Consider the following 16,020-nt stretch of genomic DNA (forward strand, 5'->3'; position numbering starts at 1 on the left):
GGAGCTCTTGCGCATGACCATCCACGACGACCCTCTCGTCTCCACCGACTGGCTCGCTGCGCATCTGGGCGATCCCAAGGTGAAGGTGCTCGACGCGACCTTCAAGATGCCGGGTGTGCTGCCGCTGCCGAAGGACGATTATCTGAAGGCGCACATCCCCGGCGCCGTGTTCTTCGACGTCGACGAGGTCTCCGACCATTCCAATCCGCTGCCGCACATGTATCCGAGCGCCGAGCAGTTCGGCCGCGACGCGGGCCGGCTCGGCGTCAGCAATGGCGATACGGTCGTGGTCTATGATTCCGGCGGCTGGGTCGCCGCGCCGCGCGCCTGGTGGATGTTCCTGTCATTCGGCCACACGGATGTGCGCGTGCTCGACGGCGGGCTGAAGAAGTGGATGGCGGAGGGGCGCCCGGTCGAGAGCGGACAGGTCACGCCGGCGCTCGGCACGTTCAGCGCGAAGTTCGATGCCGCGCGCGTGCGCCGGATCGAGCAGATGGTTGCCAATCTCGCCGGCAACGCCGAGCAGGTGATCGATGCACGGCAGGCGCCGCGCTTCGCGGGCGAGGTCGCCGAGCCGCGGCCCGGCCTCCGATCCGGCCATATCCCCGGCAGCCGAAATCTGCCTTATGCGGAGCTGTTTGACGCGGCGACCGGCGTGATGAAGCCGCTCGACCGGTTGCGCGAGGCATTCGGCGCCGCCGGCGTCGATCTCGCCAAGCCGATCGTCACCTCCTGCGGCTCCGGGGTGTCGGCGGCCGTGCTGACGCTGGCGCTCTATCGTCTCGGCATCCGCGACACCGCGCTCTACGACGGCTCATGGTCGGAGTGGGGCATCGAGAACGGTCCGCCGGTTGCGACGGGGCTGGCCTGATCGGCTGGCTCCGCCTATCGCGTGCGCGGCCCGGCAGCCTGCTGGCCGACCGCCTGCGGTTGACCAAACGGCTGCTGTCCGAATGGATCGGGGAAGGCAGTCTGTTGCTGCTGGGCGGCCGCGGCTTGCCGAGCCGACCGGAGCCGCTGGGCGATGCGCCGCTGCTTGGCGCGGCGCGCAGCGATCTGCTTCTCCCGGGCCTGGCGCTTCTTGAGGATGCTCCGGCGCAACTGAACGCTCGCGACCTTCACCGAGGCACGATGCTCGCTGGCGGCAGGCCGCTCCTGATGAGCCGGCTGTTCGGCCAGCGCGGCGAGCTTGGCCGCGATCGGATCGAGCACCGCCGGAACGGGCGCGAGCGCGGTTGAAGCGGCGGCTGCGGTCGTCATCATCGGATCGGCGCTGGCGATGACCTGAGGAACTGGCGGCGGTGGTGCGACCACGGCGGCCGCCGTTTCGCTCGACGCCCGCGGCGGGGCCGGCGCTGCAGTCTCGGGCGAGCTGTCCATGCTCGGCCTGTCGGACGCTTTTTCGACCGGAGCGACGATCGAAGCGGTCGTGTCCGGAATGGGGCGCTCCGGCTTGGTGCTCTCGATCCGGTCGTTCGTCGCGGACGCGGTCGCGACAATGGCGGAGGTGCGGGACGTGTCGACCGTTTCCGCGGGCAGCGAGGGCGTCGGCACGTCGGTGGCCACCGCAACGGGTGTCACTTCGGGCGCTTCTGTGAGCGGCGTCGCCGTCGACGGCGCGCTCGGCTGTTCGGACGTTGCCGGGGCAGCATCGGCCACGACCGGCGGCGGCGTCACCGGCGGTGTCGGAATCGAATCCACCCGCAGCACTGCGAGCACCGGCGTGGGCTCGGCCGGCGGTAGGAACGTCGTGAAGCCCGACGCCTGAGTCGTGCGCCAGGACGCGTTGCTGGCGAACTGCTCGTGGGCGGCGCGCAACAGGGCCGCGGCGCCCATGCCGAAGATGGTGAGAGAGATGGAACAGACGATCGCGGCGACCAGAAAACGAAAGCCGGGAAGCATTGACGGTAACTCTCGCCACGGCAGCGGGGACTGCCGAGACATTCGAGCCAGTAGGGAACGCGGTGATCACAGGGAATAGCCGCGTTCGCGACGAGGCCGGCTTCTGCCGTGCATCGCGAATCAGGCTCAGGTCAGAATACCGGAAGTGTTCCCGCCCGCTCGGCAAATCACGGCATCGATAGGGCCTGCGGGGGCTTCGCCGCACTTTTTCGGCGGCGTGAGACTTCCGTGCAACGACGGAGACATGATCACAAATTGCCGAAGTCGGGCCGCTCTGGCCGGAATTGTCTTGAATGCGCCGCTATCTTCGGCCATCTGGCACAGCAAAGGTCCCAATCGGCGGCTTGGGGATACTGCAAGGGCGATGATGATCAGACAAATCCTGACGGTTTGCGCGGTCGCGGCAGCGGGCGTGACGGCAACTTCGTTTGCCGAGGCACAGCAGGTCTATCAGACCGCGCCTGGAGCGTATTCACCGGCGCCGACGCCTTACCCGGCCGACGCGCGCGGGCAGGGGCAGGATTTTGACGCGCTCGACGATGAGGATGCGCCCGGCAATTCCGCGGCGTTGCCGCCGCCCGGCCCGGTGATCTCGCCGGACGATCCGCGCTACGGTCGTCCAGCCAATGCGCCGGTTTATGGTGCTGCCGCTCCGACCGGTCCCATCCTTTCTCCCGACGATCCTCGATATGGACGTCCGGCCGGTGCGACGGTCTATGGAGCCGCTCCGACCGGCCCGGTGATGTCCCCGGATGATCCGCGGTATGGCCGCCCGGCTGGTCCGCCCCCGGTGATCTACGGTGATCGTCCCGCCTCCAGCCAACAGGCCTATGGTGGCGCCTATGGCAACAGCGCGCCCGGTGGCGACGCAGGCGCGCCGCGGCCGCCCGGCGCCGTCGGCGGCGCTCCCGCCGTCGCGGGCGCGGCGCAGGCCCCGTCCGCCGGAGATCGTCCGATGACGGTAGCAGCTCTGCCGCCTGAGGAACAACCCGATGCGGCGCCAGCGCCGCTGCCGGCGAACCTGCGCCGCCAGGAGGTCGACTTCGTCACCAAGGAGCCGCCGGGAACGATCGTCGTCGATACGCCCAACACCTACCTCTATCTGGTGCTCGGCAACGGCCGGGCGATGCGCTACGGCGTCCGCGTCGGCCGCGAAGGCTTCACCTGGACCGGCGTGCAGAAGATCACCAAGAAGACCGAGTGGCCGGACTGGTATCCGCCGAGCGAGATGATCGAGCGGCAGCCCTATCTGCCGCGCTTCATGGCCGGCGGTCCGGGCAATCCGCTCGGTGCCCGCGCGATGTATCTCGGCTCGACCGTGTACCGCATCCACGGCACCAACCAGCCGTCGACGATCGGCAAGTTCGTGTCCTCCGGCTGCATCGGCATGCTGAACGACGACGTCGCCGACCTGTTCGACCGGGTCAAGGTCGGCACCCGCGTGGTCGTGATGCCGGGCGGTGCGCCTCCGGGTTCCGGCAAGAACATGGCTGCTGCCGCGGCCTCTCCGGCTCCGGCGCCCGTCCAGGCCCAGGCGACTGTGCCGGCGGCTGGCCAGCCCGCCAACATGCAGCCGCTGCCGCCGCCGGTGACGATCCGCTGAGGCGGGCGTGGGCGCGCTGATTACGTTGAAAACACCCTCCTCGCGGAGGGTGTTTTGCTGTGAGGGCCGCGCTCGCCTGCTTCAAGCCAGCCGGCGCGGCGGCTCGGCTCCTGCGAGCCAGGTGGCGATACAATCGACCATCTGGCCGTAATGGGCGCGAAAACTCTCCTCGGTGACGTAGCCGAGATGCGGCGTGAGCACGACATTGCCGAGCTGGCGCAGCGGATGGGCGACGGGCAGCGGTTCCACCGAGAACACGTCGAGGCCGGCGCCGGCAATGCGCTTGTCGCGCAGTGCCTGCAGCAATGCGGCCTCGTCGACGATCGGCGCGCGCGAGGTGTTGACGAGATAGGCGGTGGCCTTCATGCGCGCGATGTCGGCCGCGCCCACCAGCCCGCGTGAGCGGTCGCTGAGCACGACGTGGACGGTGATGACGTCGGCGGCGGTGAACAGCTCCTCCTTGGTCGCGTAGCCTACTCCCGCCGCCTCGCAGCGTTCGGGCGTCAGGTTGGGGCTCCAGGCGATCACGTTCATGCCGAACGCCTTGCCGAGCCCGGCGACCTTGGTGCCGAGCTTGCCCAGCCCGATCACGCCCAGCGTCTTGCTCTCGATCTCCACGCCGCCCAGCGTCTGCCAGGGCTGCCCGGCATGCATGAGAGCATTCTCCTGGCCGATCCTGCGGGTCAGCTCCAGGATCAGGCCCATGGTGAGCGCTGCGGTGGGGTCACGGCCATATTGCGTGCCGCAGACCATGATGCCGCGCGCCTTGGCGGCCTCCAGGTCGATGGCGGCGTTGCGCATGCCGGAGGTGATCAGGAGCTTCAGCTTCGGCAACCGCTCGATCAGGGAGCGCGGCAATGGCGTCCGCTCGCGCATCGCACAGATGATGTCGGCATCGGTGAGCGCGCCGGCGGCCGCTTCCTCGTTGCCGAACGGCTGTGTGAAAGCCGTCACATCCACTCTGTCGGCCAGCCGGGGCCAGTCGGCCAATGAGAGGGCCGTATCGTAATAGTCGTCGAGGATCGCACAGCGCAGCCGTGTCATCGGCAGGGTCCATTCATCGGGGGACGGCGGCAATGGTGAAGGCCGTCAGGAATGGAGCCATGCTTGCGCGCAACGCGCTGGTTGCGCAAGGCATCGTCACGCTCACGTGGAACCAGGAGACGTCAGTCGAGGCGGGTCTTCAGCCTGAACGCGGCGTCATGGCCGTACTTGGCGCGCCAGGCGGGGCCGGGGCCGCGCATATAGTGCAATTCTGGCCGGTACGGGTTGAAGGCGCGCGCGACGAATTCGCGCCAGAAGCCGCGGATGTCGTCCGCGATCCCGGATCGGTCTTTGCGGTGTGCCGCCGGAGCGGGCAGGGAGGCTGAGGTGAAGGCTGCCATGACGGGCTCTCGCTGTTGTCGGTCGCGGCTTTTGCCGCTTGGGCGCGCGGGGTCTTGCGGGCCGAGACCGAGTGTCCCGCCGAATTAATTAAAAGATGGTTGCAATTGTCGTGATCCGCCACACACAAGGTGATGGACCCGTATTCGTCCGTGGGCGGCAGGCCGGGCCGGCGCAGGAACGACCGTGATTCTCCCGGCATTTGTTCCCGCCGAGACCGGCTCGCCGGTTGCCCTTTGGGGACCGCGCGGTTACATCAGCGGCAACCATTTTCCGAAAATTCCGGCAGGCTTCAAGGGACACGCGATGGCGCGCCAGTTCGTCTATTTCATGCAGGGTCTGTCCAAGACCTACCCGACCCGCAAGGTGCTCGATAACATTCACCTGTCGTTCTATCCGGACGCCAAGATCGGCGTGCTCGGTGTCAACGGCTCGGGCAAGTCGACCCTGCTCAAGATCATGGCCGGTATCGACAAGGACTATACCGGCGAGGCCTGGGTGGCCGAGGGTGCCCGCGTCGGCTATCTCGAGCAGGAGCCGCAGCTCGATCCGAAGCTCACGGTGCGCGAGAACGTCATGCTCGGCGTCGGCAAGCAGAAGGCGATCCTCGATCGCTACAACGAGCTGGCGATGAACTACTCGGAAGAGACCGCCGACGAGATGACCAAGCTGCAGGACGAGATCGAGGCGCAGGGCCTTTGGGATCTCGACAGCAAGGTCGACCAGGCGATGGATGCGCTGCGCTGTCCGCCCGACGATGCCGACGTCACCAAGCTGTCCGGTGGTGAGCGCCGCCGCGTCGCGTTGTGCAAGCTGCTGCTCGACCAGCCCGAGCTGTTGCTGCTGGACGAGCCGACCAACCATCTCGACGCCGAATCGGTGTCCTGGCTCGAAGGTCACCTGCGCAATTATCCGGGCGCGATCCTGATCGTGACCCACGATCGCTACTTCCTCGACAACGTCACCAGCTGGATCCTGGAGCTCGATCGCGGCAAGGGCATCCCCTACGAGGGCAATTATTCGTCCTGGCTGCAGCAGAAGCAGAAGCGGCTGGAGCAGGAGGGCCGCGAGGATGCCGCGCATCAGCGCACTTTGGCGCGCGAGCAGGAGTGGATCGCGGCCTCGCCGAAGGCCCGCCAGGCCAAGTCCAAGGCGCGCTACCAGCGCTATGAGGAGTTGCTCAAGAAGGCCAGCGAGAAGCAGACCCAGACCGCCCAGATCATCATTCCGGTCGCCGAGCGGCTCGGCCAGAACGTCGTCGATTTCGACGGATTGTCCAAGAGCTTCGGCGACCGCCTGCTGATCGACAATCTCACCTTCAAGTTGCCGCCGGGCGGCATCGTCGGCGTGATCGGTCCGAACGGCGCCGGCAAGACCACACTGTTCCGCATGATCACCGGGCAGGAGAAGCCGGACGCTGGCACCATCACCATCGGAGAGACCGTGCATCTCGGCTATGTCGACCAGTCGCGCGACGCGCTCGATGGCAACAAGACCGTGTGGGAGGAGATCTCCGGCGGCAACGAGCTGATCCTGCTCGGCAAGAAGGAAGTGAACTCGCGCGGCTATTGCTCGGCGTTCAACTTCAAGGGCGCCGACCAGCAGAAGAAGGTCGGGGCGCTGTCCGGCGGCGAGCGTAATCGCGTTCATCTCGCCAAGATGCTGAAGTCGGGCGCCAACGTGCTGCTGCTCGACGAGCCGACCAACGACCTCGACGTCGACACCCTGCGTGCGCTCGAAGAGGCGCTGGAGGATTTCGCCGGCTGCGCCGTCATCATCAGCCACGATCGCTGGTTCCTCGACCGCATCGCGACCCACATGCTGGCCTTCGAGGGCGACAGCCATGTCGAATGGTTCGAAGGAAACTTCCAGGACTACGAGAAGGACAAGATGCGCCGGCTCGGCCAGGACAGCGTGATTCCGCACCGGGTCAAGTACAAGAAGCTGACGCGCTGATCCCTGATCTCGCGAGGCGCGACGCGGTCTCTGTTCCGAGACAAAGCGTCGCGCCCCGGCTGCGGCCAGTTGTCGCTTTTCCGCGTGCTGCGATTGCGTAGATACATGATCCGCAATCCCTCCCAGCCGCGAGATTCTTCACATGTCTTCCTCCGACGCGACCCTGTCCTCCAAGGGCGGAGCGCTGCGCCCCATTCCCATGCTGATCTTCGGCTCGCGCTGGCTGCAGCTGCCGCTCTATGTCGGGCTGATCATCGCGCAGGGCGTCTATGTCGTGCTGTTCCTGAAGGAGCTCTGGCACCTGTTCGCGCACGCGTTCGATTTCTCCGAGCAGCAGATCATGCTCGCCGTGCTCGGACTGATCGACGTGGTCATGATCTCGAACCTGCTCGTGATGGTGATCGTCGGCGGCTACGAAACGTTCGTGTCGCGGCTCAATCTGCAGGGCCATCCCGACGAGCCGGAATGGCTCAGCCACGTCAATGCCAGCGTGCTGAAGATCAAGCTGGCGATGGCCATCATCGGCATCTCGTCGATCCACCTGCTGCGCACCTTCATCGAGGCCGGCGCGCTTTCGTCGGGCAAGTCGAACTACACCGAGACCGGCGTGATGTGGCAGACGATCATCCACACGGTCTTCATCCTCTCCGCGATCGGCATCGCCGTGGTCGACAAATTGTCGAATGCCGCGATCGAAGAGACGAAGCAGGCGGGGCATTGAGCGGCAGCCTCGGGTTCCGTCGGTGGCCTGCTGACGTTCACAAGTGCCGCGGGCTATGGTAGCCCTGAGGCATGGTTCGGCAGCTGCTACTCCGTTTGCGCAGGCTCGTTCTCGTCGGTCTGGCGCTCTGCATGTTCGGCGATGGCCAAGCGAGCGCGGCTGACGCCGCCTTCACGCAGTTCATCAACTCGCTCTGGCCCGAAGCCAAGGAGCAGGGCGTCTCCCGTGCGACGTTCGAGGCGGAGACGCGCGGGTTGGAGCCTGACTACAAGCTTCCCGATCTGCTGCTGCCCGGCCGGCCCGCGACGGGGGCGCCGGCGCAGGCCGAGTTCGTGCAGGTGCCAGCCGACTACATCAAGGAAGCGTCGATCGCGCGGCTGGCCGCGCACGGCGAGAAGCTGATCCAGCAATATCGTCCGGCACTCGCCGAGATCGAGCGCCGCTTCGGCGTGCCGGGGCCGGTCGTGCTTGCGATCTGGGGCCGGGAGACCGATTTCGGCCGCTATGCGCTGCCCTACGATGCGCTGCGCGTGCTGGCGACGCAGGCCTATGTCGGCCGCCGCAAGGACCAGTACCGCACCGAGTTCATCATGGCGCTGAAGATGCTGAGCGACGGCGTGGTGTCGCGCCGCGATCTCAGGGCGTCATGGGGCGGGGCGGTCGGGCTCACCCAGTTCCTGCCGTCGGAGTACTACAAGCACGGTGTCGATCTCGATGGCGACGGCAAGGTCGATCTCTGGCATTCGGTGCCGGACGCGCTGGGCTCGGCGGCGCTGCAGCTTGCCAACAAGGGGTGGCAGCGCGGCCTGCGCTGGGCCTACGAGGTCAAGCCGCCAGCGACTGTCGACTGCGCGATCGGCGTGCCGGAGGTGAAGAAGCCGATCGGCGAATGGCTGCGCGCCGGCTTTGTCCCGGTACGCGGCCAGCGGCTCAGCGCAGCCGAGCAGCAGCAGCCCGCGTCGCTGCTGCAGCCTGAGGGCATCTATGGTCCGGCGTTCCTGACGACGGCGAACTACTTCGTCATCAAGGAATACAATTTTTCCGATCTCTATGTGCTGTTCGTCGGTCACCTCGCGGACCGTATGACGAGCCCGGCTCCGTTCGCGACACCATGGTCGGCGTCAAAGCAGCTTCGGAGCAAGGACGTCGAGGCGATGCAGAAGGGCCTGACGCGGCTCGGTCTCTACGGCGACAAGCTCGACGGCAAGGCCGGCATGCAGACCCGCGCCGCGCTCGGCGCATTTCAGAAGAAGGCGGGCCTGAAGGTCGACTGCTGGCCGAGCGAATCGGTGCTGCAGGCGATCAACGCCGCGCGCTGAGCGGCCGATTCGGTGCGAAGGCCGGAGCCGGCAGTAAAAAGCCCGGCCGCAAGGCCGGGCTTTTCGCATCGAGATGTATCGTCAGGATCAGTAGCAGACGCGAACCGGGCGGGACACCCAGCCATAGCCGTCCCAATAGCGCTCACGGCGCCACACGCACGGCGGCGGGCCCGGCGGAGGGGCTTCGACGTAGACCGGACCGCCATAGGCCGGACGGCTGGACGCGATCGCGCCGCCGAGCAGGGCGCCGCCGATCAGGCCGGCTGCCACGCCGGCACCCACGTCGCCAGCCTTGGCGGCCGGTGCCGTCACGCTCAGCGAACCGGCGATGGTCGCAACCGCAAGCACTGCGGTCAGGATCTTCTTCATGTTCCGAGATCTCCTGGAAGGCGCCCTCGCAGGCGCCGGGTTGGTGATTCACGCACGATCTGGGCCGTCAGCATCGTGAGAAAACACGACAATCCGTCAACCCTTCGTAAACTCTGTTCGACCTGATGCGACGGAAAAACGGTTTTTTCTGGCCGTGCCGGCCGCCGTTCTCGAAATTCCGGTGCAAGGTCATGGAATTAATGAAGGTGAACGATCACTCGCAAACCCGGACGCGGCGAATCCGCCAGCCGTAGCCGTCCCAGAAGCGCTGGCGCTGCCAATAGCAGGCGTAGCCAGGATCGGCGACGTAGGCAGGCCCGCCGTAATAGGAGTAGCCCGGTTCGTAAGAATATCCGGGCCCATAATAATAGGGATTGCTGCCCGCAGCGATGGCGCCACCGATGAGGGCACCCCCGAGCAGGCCGGCAGCGACACCGGCGGCGACACGACCATTGCGCGCTTCAGCAGGAGCAGGGGCCAGCGCTGCGGTCGACAGCGTTGCGACGGCGGCCAGGGCCGCAAGAGTCTTCTTCATGACCTTAACCTCTCTCACTCCAGGTCGGCGGATCGCGTATCAAGCGATACGGCAGGTTCACACATCCCGCTTGAATGATCAATGAACGGGGGCGTCCCATTGGACGACCCAAGTCCAGGATACGTTCAATGCTGCATTGCACAAAATTCACTGCCGCATTGGAGCCGGCATGACCCCCACGATGGCGATGGTCGTGGCGATCGGATTGACCTCGGCCGTCTGCTACGCGCTGTTGGTTCGTGTCGACCGCAGGCCCAACCGCCGCCGTTCGTCCGCGGACAGCACCAGCGTCGACTCCCACGGGGGGTCCAGCTCCAGTCAGGGCGGCGGTCTCGCAAGTTGGTTTTCCAATACCTCGTCGGACGTCATGGGAAACCCGATCGACGGCGGAGGTGACAGTGGGGACGGTGGTGGAGGGGACGGTGGTGGTGGCGACTGAGTTGCGCCTGCTCGATCGCCGCCCACCATTGTTATTCGGCGGTAACTTTGATCTGCGGCAAGCTCGTACAGTTGGAGGCATTCTAGATTGATCGCGAAATTGGAATAGCTTCAAAAGCGCCGTTTTCCCTTTGCGCGGGTAGCTGCGGATGACTATCGATACCTGACCAAGGACGATTGGCCGGTTTCTCATGATTGTTTGTTCCTGCAACGTCATCAGCGATCACGATATCCGCAACGCGGTGAAGTCCGCGGACGAACTGCCGCGGAACCCCAAGCAGGTCTACGGTTGCCTGGGGTGCAGCGCGGAATGCGGCCGCTGTGCGCGCACGATCAAGACGATCATCGACGAGGCGCTGGGTCCCTGTGCTCGCGCCTGCCAGGCCGGCTGTCAGCACGGCCACCACCATGGGACGACACCGGTGAAGGCGATCGATGACGACCTTCAGAGCCGTTTCGCGCTCGCTGCCTGCTGACAGGCATTGCCGTCAGTCGCGTCGTTCTCCGCCCGAAAAATGCACATGAACGGGGGTCGTCTCCGCACTTCGAACCTGTTATTGAGCGCCTGCGGCCTCTAACTTTTTCGGAGCTTATCCATGCAGGGCGACCCCAAGGTCATCGAATATCTCAACAAGGGATTGCGCAGCGAGCTGACTGCCATCAACCAATATTGGCTGCACTATCGTCTGTTGAACAATTGGGGCCTTCTCGACATGGCGAAGGTCTGGCGCAAGGAATCCATCGAGGAGATGGAGCACGCCGACAAGTTCACCGACCGCATTCTCTTCCTCGACGGCTTCCCCAACATGCAGGTGCTCGATCCCCTGCGCATCGGCCAGAACGTCAAGGAGATCATCGAATGCGATCTCGCCGCCGAGATCGGTGCGCGGACGCTGTATCAGGAAGCCGCAACCTATTGTCATGGCGTCAAGGACTACGTGTCGCGCGACCTGTTCGAGCAGCTGATGAAGGACGAGGAGCATCACATCGACTTCCTCGAGACCCAGCTCGACCTCATCGACCGCATCGGTCTCGAACTCTACACGCAGAAGCACGTCGGCGGCCTCGAGAGCGAGCACTGACGGCGTCGGCGAGGCGGCAGTCCGCTTCGGAACGGGAGGCGATTCAGGGCTGGTGTTTCAAGCCTTGAATCGACCGCCCCTGACGTCGAACCCGCTCACGCGATGATGCCGAAGGCGGTGACGGGTACGACCCAATAGACGAGCTGGGTTCCCGCAAACGCGCTTCTGAGCCGCTCGAGGAGCCGCTCGAGATCCTCTTCCGGCAACACGATCCGCACGACGACCTCGTCGGCATGTCCTTTCACCCGCTCTGCAGCGCTCCGTAGCCGGACGCGCGCACCGTGTCCGGCTGCTTCCGAGGCGGTAAAGCCCGTCACGAGATCGGTCTGCTCGCTCAGATGGTCGAGTACCTCGCTGTGAAGTGCATCCGGCACGATCAGGGTCAGGCAGACGGCTTGGCTGCTCATGTGGCTTCCTTCGCAGCAGCGCCGTAGCGGCGATACAGGATCGGCAACAGGATCAGCGTCAGCAGCGTGGACGACAGCAGGCCGCCGATCACGACGATCGCGAGCGGACGCTGGACCTCCGATCCGGGCCCCGATGCAAACAGCAGCGGGATCAAACCCAGCGCCGTGATGCTCGCCGTCATCAGCACAGGCCGCAGCCTGCGCTTGGCGCCTTCGACCACGATGCGCTGCTCGGGGACCCCGTGAGCGCGCAACTGGTTGAAATAAGACACCAGCACGACACCATTGAGCACGGCGATTCCGAGTAGTGCGATGAAGCCGACGGAGGCTGGAACGGAGAGGTATTCACCGCTCGAGACCAGCGCGAACACGCCGCCGATCAGCGCAAACGGAATGTTGACGAGGACGAGCAGGGCTTGGCGCACCGAGCCGAACGTGGTGAAGAGCAGCACGAAGATCAAGCCGATCGCGACCGGCACCACGACCGATAGACGCGCGGCTGCACGTTGCTGGTTCTCGAACTGCCCGCCCCATGTCAGCCGATAGCCGGACGGCAGCGGCAGCTCGGCTGCGACCCTTTGCTGAGCCGCCTGGACGAAACCGACCATGTCGCGGCCGCGGACATTGCTGCGAACCACGCTCATGCGGTTGCCGTCCTCACGATCGATCTTCACCGGGCCATCGACCCGCTGGATGCGTGCGACCTGCGAGAGCGCAACATGCTGGCCGGACGCAAGCGTCAGCGGCAGCGCCGCCAGCATCGTCGGCGCCTGCCGCGTGGCCTCGCCGCCGCGGACCAGGATCGGCGTCCGGCGTCCCTCCTCGAGCGCGGTGCCGATCGTTCGGCCTTCGATCTGCGTGCGCAGGGAGGCCGAGATCGAGTCCACCGTGAGCCCGAGCCGGCCCGCCTCCATCCGGTTGACGACGATCGTGTAGTACTGCGCGCCTTCGTTAAGGGTCGTGTAGACGTCCTGGGCTCCATCGATATCGGATAGAATCGCCGACAGTTTCGCTGCGATCTCGTTGAGCTTGGTGATGTCCGGGCCGAAGATCTTGACCGCGACGTCGCCGCGGACGCCGCTGATCATCTCCTGCACGCGCATGTCGATGGGCTGCGTGAAGCTGAGCGAGACACCGGGGAAGCCGGTCAGAACCTCGCGAAGCGTCTCGAGCAGGACATCGCGGTCGCTGGTCTGCCGCTGGTCTGCCGGCTTGAGCACCAGGAACGTGTCGGTCTGATTGGGTCCCATCGGATCGAGCCCGAGCTCGTCCGAGCCGGTGCGTGCGATGATGCCGGCGACGTCTGGCACCTTCATCAGGGCCGCCTGCAGCCGGGCATTGATGGCGAGGGACTCGTCGAGATTGACGGATGGCAGCGTCTCCACGCTGACGATGACGTCGCCTTCGTCCATCGTCGGCATGAAGGTCTTGCCCAGCCGGGTGTAGCCATATCCCGCGGCAACGAGGCAGACCAGCGCCGCGATGATCACCTTGCGCTCGTTGCCGAGCGCCCAGTCGAGCGCGGGCGCATAGACGCGCTGCGCTGCGCGGATCAGCAATGGATCGTCATGCGACGCGGATGTGAGCACGAAGGATGTTGCGACCGGAAGCACCGTCAGCGCCAGCAGCAGCGACGCGGCCAGGGCGAAGATGATCGCCAGCGCGACCGGAATGAAGAGCTTGCCCTCCAGCCCCTGCAAGGTCAGCAGCGGAACGAACACGATGATGATGATCAGGACGCCCGAGGCGACCGGCTGCAGAACCTCGCAGACCGAGCGGTAGACGATGTGGATCAGCGGCGTGGTGCTTGCGTGATCGTGCTTTGCGAGATTGCCGACGATGTTCTCGACCACCACGACCAGCGCGTCGATCAGCATGCCGATGGCGATCGCAAGGCCGCCGAGACTCATCAGGTTGGCGGACATGCCGACAGCCCGCATCACGATCAGCGCCATCACGATCGCGAGCGGCAGGCTGAGCGCAATCACCAGCGAGGCGCGCCAATTGCCGAGGAACAGCAGCAGCAGCACGACGACGAGCACCGTGGCTTCGCCCAGCGCCCGCACCACCGTGCCGACGGCGCGGTTGACCAGCCGGCTGCGGTCGTAGAACACGTTGATGGTGACGCTGCTCGGTAGCGATGGCTTCAGCTCATCCAGCCGCGCCCGAACGTCGCGCACCAATTGTCCGGCGTTGGCCCCGCGCAAGCCGAGCACGAGCCCCTCGACCGTCTCGCCCTTGCCGTCTTTCGTGACGGCGCCATAGCGGGTGAGGGCGCCGATCTTGACCCGGGCGACGTCGCTGACCCGGATCGGGATTCCGTCGCGGGTGTCGACGATGATCGCGCGGATGTCGTCGATGCCGCGGATGCTGCCCTCGATGCGGACCAGCGCGCTGTCCTCGCCCTGGTTGACCCGCCCGGCACCGTCGTTGCGGCTGTTGGCCTCGATGGCTTTGCGAAACAGCTCGGACGAGATGCCGCGCGCCGCCAGCGCATCGTTCCGCGGCACGATTTCGAAGGCGCGAACATAGCCGCCGAGCGCGTTGACGTCGGCAACCCCGGGCACGGTGCGCAGGGCCGGGCGGATGACCCAGTCGAGCAAGGTCCGGCGCTCGGCCAGCGACAGATCGGGACTGTCGATCGTGAACATGAACATCTCGCCGAGCGGACTCGTGATCGGCGCAAGGCCGCCGCTCACGCCCTCGGGGAAGTCGCGCGAAATGTTGGAGAGCCGCTCCGAGACCTGATTGCGGGCCCAGTAGATGTCGGTGCCGTCCTCGAAGTCGACGGTGATGTCGGCCAGCGCATATTTCGTCGCCGAGCGCAGGATCTTCTTGTTCGGCAATCCGAGCAGCTCCAGCTCGATCGGGACCGTGATGCGCTGCTCGACCTCTTCCGGCGTCAGACCGGGGGCCTTCATGATGATCTTCACCTGGACCGGCGAGACGTCCGGAAAGGCATCGATCGGCAGGCTCGGCAGGACGACGGCGCCAGCGCCGATCACCAGCAGTGTGCTCAGGATGACGAAGAGCCGCTGCGACAGCGCGAATGCGACAAGCCGCTGTAGCATCTACTGCCCCAGTCGCGAGAGGATGCCGCGCAGCGCCGAGATGCCGCCGATGGCGATCTCGTCCTTGTCCGTGAGGGGGCCGGCGATGACGACGTGATCCTGATCCTCCGCGAGCAGCGTCACGGGGACGAGCCGGAAACCGCCTTCCGTGGCGACGAACACCGAGGTCTGCTCGCCGCGACGGACGAGGCCGCTATAGGGAATCTCCCATGCGCTTTCGCCTGCCGAGATGAAGCCGATGCGAGCGGCCGCCATCTGTCCGGAATGCAGCTCACCGTTGTTTGGAATCTCGGCGCGGACGAGAATGGTCTGCGTGGCGGCATCTGTCGTCTCGGACACCAGGATGACCTGGCCCGGTGTCGCATAGCCTTCGATGTCGACCTTGGCGCCGGTCTTGATGGCGCCGATGTTGGTCGCGGGGATCGCGATCTCGGCCCATAGCGGCGACAGCCGCGCAAGCTTTACCAGGGACGCGGCCTGCTCAAGGCGCTGGCCCGGCGATACCGCGATCTCGACCACGGACGCGGCGCGTGGCGCCGTCACGGTGAGTGTCGCGCTGATCGCCGCCTCATTGCTGAGCCGGGCGATGGCTTCGTCCGACAGCCCGCTGATGTGCAGCATCTGCCGTCGTTCGGCGACGACGATGCTGGCCTGGCGTGCTTCGGCCTGGCTCGACTCCAGCACGCGTTGCGGGATGGCTTTGCCTTCGAACAGGTCGGCGTTGCGCTTCAACTGCTGAGCCGCGAGTCCCTCCTGTGCCAGCGCGTGCAGGTAATCGCGCTGGAGCGAGACGAAGCTCGGACTCTCCAGCGTGAGCAGCGGCTGTCCGACGGTCACGCGATCGCCGCGGGCAACAGCGAGGTTGGTGATCATCCCCGCGACCGGCGCGCTGACGACCCATAGTTGAGGCGTGGGAATGACGATCTGCGCGGGATAAGGCAGGGTCCTGTCCATCCGGCTGGAGATCGGATGCGTCACGCGCACGCCGAGGTTCTGCGCCTGGCTTGGCGTGAGCTTCAGCTCATCATCGGCCGACGCAGCGCAGGGCGCGACGACGAGAGCCAGCGCGAGAGATGCGCGGGCCAGACGGCCTGCGGACCGGAAAAACAATCGCTTGAGCATTTCGATCAGGAATCTTCGCGTTCATGCATGACGCATTCTGCACACTATTTCGGCCAATTTCCGTATTTGTTGACCTGCGTCAACAGGGGCCGGTCACGAGCCCGCGAGCCGA

At 65.7% G+C, this 16,020-nt stretch carries 15 protein-coding genes; 7 read left to right on the forward strand and 8 right to left on the reverse strand.

Features of this window, described 5'->3' with window-relative positions; translation table 11 throughout:
- Window positions 1-13 precede the first annotated feature (13 nt).
- On the forward strand, window positions 14-871 hold the full coding sequence (gene sseA / locus ACQR1E_RS13980; protein ID WP_315750239.1) for a 3-mercaptopyruvate sulfurtransferase: 858 nt from the start codon (window positions 14-16) through the stop codon (window positions 869-871).
- A 14-nt stretch (window positions 872-885) separates the two neighbouring features.
- Here the strand turns inward: sseA and ACQR1E_RS13985 are convergent, their stop codons facing one another.
- Window positions 886-1,836 (reverse strand): hypothetical protein, encoded by a 951-nt coding sequence (locus ACQR1E_RS13985; protein ID WP_315717847.1) that lies wholly within the window; start codon window positions 1,834-1,836, stop codon window positions 886-888.
- A 430-nt stretch (window positions 1,837-2,266) separates the two neighbouring features.
- Between ACQR1E_RS13985 and ACQR1E_RS13990 the strand changes: the two genes are divergently transcribed.
- The gene (locus ACQR1E_RS13990; RefSeq protein ID WP_315717846.1) at window positions 2,267-3,505 is read left to right on the forward strand and encodes a L,D-transpeptidase; all 1,239 of its coding nucleotides are present in this window, start codon (window positions 2,267-2,269) and stop codon (window positions 3,503-3,505) included.
- 81 nt (window positions 3,506-3,586) lie between these two features.
- Here the strand turns inward: ACQR1E_RS13990 and ACQR1E_RS13995 are convergent, their stop codons facing one another.
- On the reverse strand, window positions 3,587-4,549 hold the full coding sequence (locus tag ACQR1E_RS13995; protein WP_315750242.1) for a D-2-hydroxyacid dehydrogenase family protein: 963 nt from the start codon (window positions 4,547-4,549) through the stop codon (window positions 3,587-3,589).
- 122 nt (window positions 4,550-4,671) lie between these two features.
- Window positions 4,672-4,890 (reverse strand): hypothetical protein, encoded by a 219-nt coding sequence (locus tag ACQR1E_RS14000; protein ID WP_315717844.1) that lies wholly within the window; start codon window positions 4,888-4,890, stop codon window positions 4,672-4,674.
- Between the two features lie 304 nt (window positions 4,891-5,194).
- On the opposite strand from ACQR1E_RS14000, the gene ettA reads away from it, so the two are divergent.
- The 3 genes from ettA (at window position 5,195) to ACQR1E_RS14015 (ending at window position 8,884) form a co-directional block, all read left to right on the forward strand.
- A complete protein-coding gene (gene ettA, locus ACQR1E_RS14005) occupies window positions 5,195-6,844 on the forward strand; it encodes an energy-dependent translational throttle protein EttA (RefSeq protein ID WP_315717864.1) in 1,650 nt (549 codons plus the stop codon).
- A 142-nt stretch (window positions 6,845-6,986) separates the two neighbouring features.
- On the forward strand, window positions 6,987-7,565 hold the full coding sequence (locus ACQR1E_RS14010; protein ID WP_315717843.1) for a TIGR00645 family protein: 579 nt from the start codon (window positions 6,987-6,989) through the stop codon (window positions 7,563-7,565).
- A 131-nt stretch (window positions 7,566-7,696) separates the two neighbouring features.
- The gene (locus ACQR1E_RS14015) at window positions 7,697-8,884 is read left to right on the forward strand and encodes a lytic murein transglycosylase (RefSeq protein ID WP_315717841.1); all 1,188 of its coding nucleotides are present in this window, start codon (window positions 7,697-7,699) and stop codon (window positions 8,882-8,884) included.
- A gap of 87 nt (window positions 8,885-8,971) precedes the next feature.
- On the opposite strand, the gene ACQR1E_RS14020 is transcribed toward ACQR1E_RS14015, so the two are convergent.
- Both ACQR1E_RS14020 and ACQR1E_RS14025 read right to left on the reverse strand, forming a co-directional pair.
- Window positions 8,972-9,253 carry a hypothetical protein gene (locus ACQR1E_RS14020; protein WP_257169446.1) on the reverse strand — a complete coding sequence of 94 codons (282 nt, stop codon included), beginning with the start codon at window positions 9,251-9,253 and terminating at the stop codon, window positions 8,972-8,974.
- 214 nt (window positions 9,254-9,467) lie between these two features.
- Entirely contained in the window at window positions 9,468-9,788 is a 321-nt protein-coding gene (locus ACQR1E_RS14025) for a hypothetical protein (protein ID WP_315717840.1), read from the reverse strand.
- A gap of 629 nt (window positions 9,789-10,417) precedes the next feature.
- Between ACQR1E_RS14025 and ACQR1E_RS14030 the strand changes: the two genes are divergently transcribed.
- A complete protein-coding gene (locus ACQR1E_RS14030; RefSeq protein WP_315717838.1) occupies window positions 10,418-10,702 on the forward strand; it encodes a (2Fe-2S)-binding protein in 285 nt (94 codons plus the stop codon).
- 120 nt (window positions 10,703-10,822) lie between these two features.
- A complete protein-coding gene (bfr, locus tag ACQR1E_RS14035) occupies window positions 10,823-11,308 on the forward strand; it encodes a bacterioferritin (protein WP_316171679.1) in 486 nt (161 codons plus the stop codon).
- A 95-nt stretch (window positions 11,309-11,403) separates the two neighbouring features.
- Here the strand turns inward: bfr and ACQR1E_RS14040 are convergent, their stop codons facing one another.
- From ACQR1E_RS14040 to ACQR1E_RS14050, 3 genes are read right to left on the reverse strand one after another with little or no spacing between them, the layout of a single operon-like run.
- Window positions 11,404-11,715 carry a DUF3240 family protein gene (locus tag ACQR1E_RS14040; RefSeq protein ID WP_315717836.1) on the reverse strand — a complete coding sequence of 104 codons (312 nt, stop codon included), beginning with the start codon at window positions 11,713-11,715 and terminating at the stop codon, window positions 11,404-11,406.
- Window positions 11,712-14,786, reverse strand: coding sequence for an efflux RND transporter permease subunit (locus ACQR1E_RS14045; RefSeq protein ID WP_316171680.1), 3,075 nt, complete (start codon window positions 14,784-14,786; stop codon window positions 11,712-11,714). The genes ACQR1E_RS14040 and ACQR1E_RS14045 overlap by 4 nt, the downstream gene beginning before the upstream one ends.
- Complete coding sequence (locus ACQR1E_RS14050; protein WP_316171681.1) at window positions 14,787-15,908, reverse strand: efflux RND transporter periplasmic adaptor subunit; 1,122 nt, start codon at window positions 15,906-15,908, stop codon at window positions 14,787-14,789.
- Between the last annotated feature and the right edge of the window lie 112 nt (window positions 15,909-16,020).

The organism is Bradyrhizobium sp. HKCCYLRH1030, assembly GCF_051168395.1.
Lineage (GTDB): Bacteria > Pseudomonadota > Alphaproteobacteria > Rhizobiales > Xanthobacteraceae > Bradyrhizobium.

Coding starts and splice junctions, on each gene's coding strand:
- ACQR1E_RS13990 (WP_315717846.1), top strand. CDS start 2,267: ATGATGATCAGACAAATCCTGACGGTTTGCGCGGTCGCGGCAGCGGGC.
- ACQR1E_RS14050 (WP_316171681.1), bottom strand. CDS start 15,908: ATGCTCAAGCGATTGTTTTTCCGGTCCGCAGGCCGTCTGGCCCGCGCA.
- ACQR1E_RS14000 (WP_315717844.1), bottom strand. CDS start 4,890: ATGGCAGCCTTCACCTCAGCCTCCCTGCCCGCTCCGGCGGCACACCGC.
- ACQR1E_RS14010 (WP_315717843.1), top strand. CDS start 6,987: ATGTCTTCCTCCGACGCGACCCTGTCCTCCAAGGGCGGAGCGCTGCGC.
- bfr (WP_316171679.1), top strand. CDS start 10,823: ATGCAGGGCGACCCCAAGGTCATCGAATATCTCAACAAGGGATTGCGC.
- sseA (WP_315750239.1), top strand. CDS start 14: ATGACCATCCACGACGACCCTCTCGTCTCCACCGACTGGCTCGCTGCG.
- ACQR1E_RS14045 (WP_316171680.1), bottom strand. CDS start 14,786: ATGCTACAGCGGCTTGTCGCATTCGCGCTGTCGCAGCGGCTCTTCGTC.
- ACQR1E_RS14015 (WP_315717841.1), top strand. CDS start 7,697: ATGTTCGGCGATGGCCAAGCGAGCGCGGCTGACGCCGCCTTCACGCAG.
- ettA (WP_315717864.1), top strand. CDS start 5,195: ATGGCGCGCCAGTTCGTCTATTTCATGCAGGGTCTGTCCAAGACCTAC.
- ACQR1E_RS13985 (WP_315717847.1), bottom strand. CDS start 1,836: ATGGGCGCCGCGGCCCTGTTGCGCGCCGCCCACGAGCAGTTCGCCAGC.
- ACQR1E_RS13995 (WP_315750242.1), bottom strand. CDS start 4,549: ATGACACGGCTGCGCTGTGCGATCCTCGACGACTATTACGATACGGCC.
- ACQR1E_RS14030 (WP_315717838.1), top strand. CDS start 10,418: ATGATTGTTTGTTCCTGCAACGTCATCAGCGATCACGATATCCGCAAC.
- ACQR1E_RS14025 (WP_315717840.1), bottom strand. CDS start 9,788: ATGAAGAAGACTCTTGCGGCCCTGGCCGCCGTCGCAACGCTGTCGACC.
- ACQR1E_RS14020 (WP_257169446.1), bottom strand. CDS start 9,253: ATGAAGAAGATCCTGACCGCAGTGCTTGCGGTTGCGACCATCGCCGGT.
- ACQR1E_RS14040 (WP_315717836.1), bottom strand. CDS start 11,715: ATGAGCAGCCAAGCCGTCTGCCTGACCCTGATCGTGCCGGATGCACTT.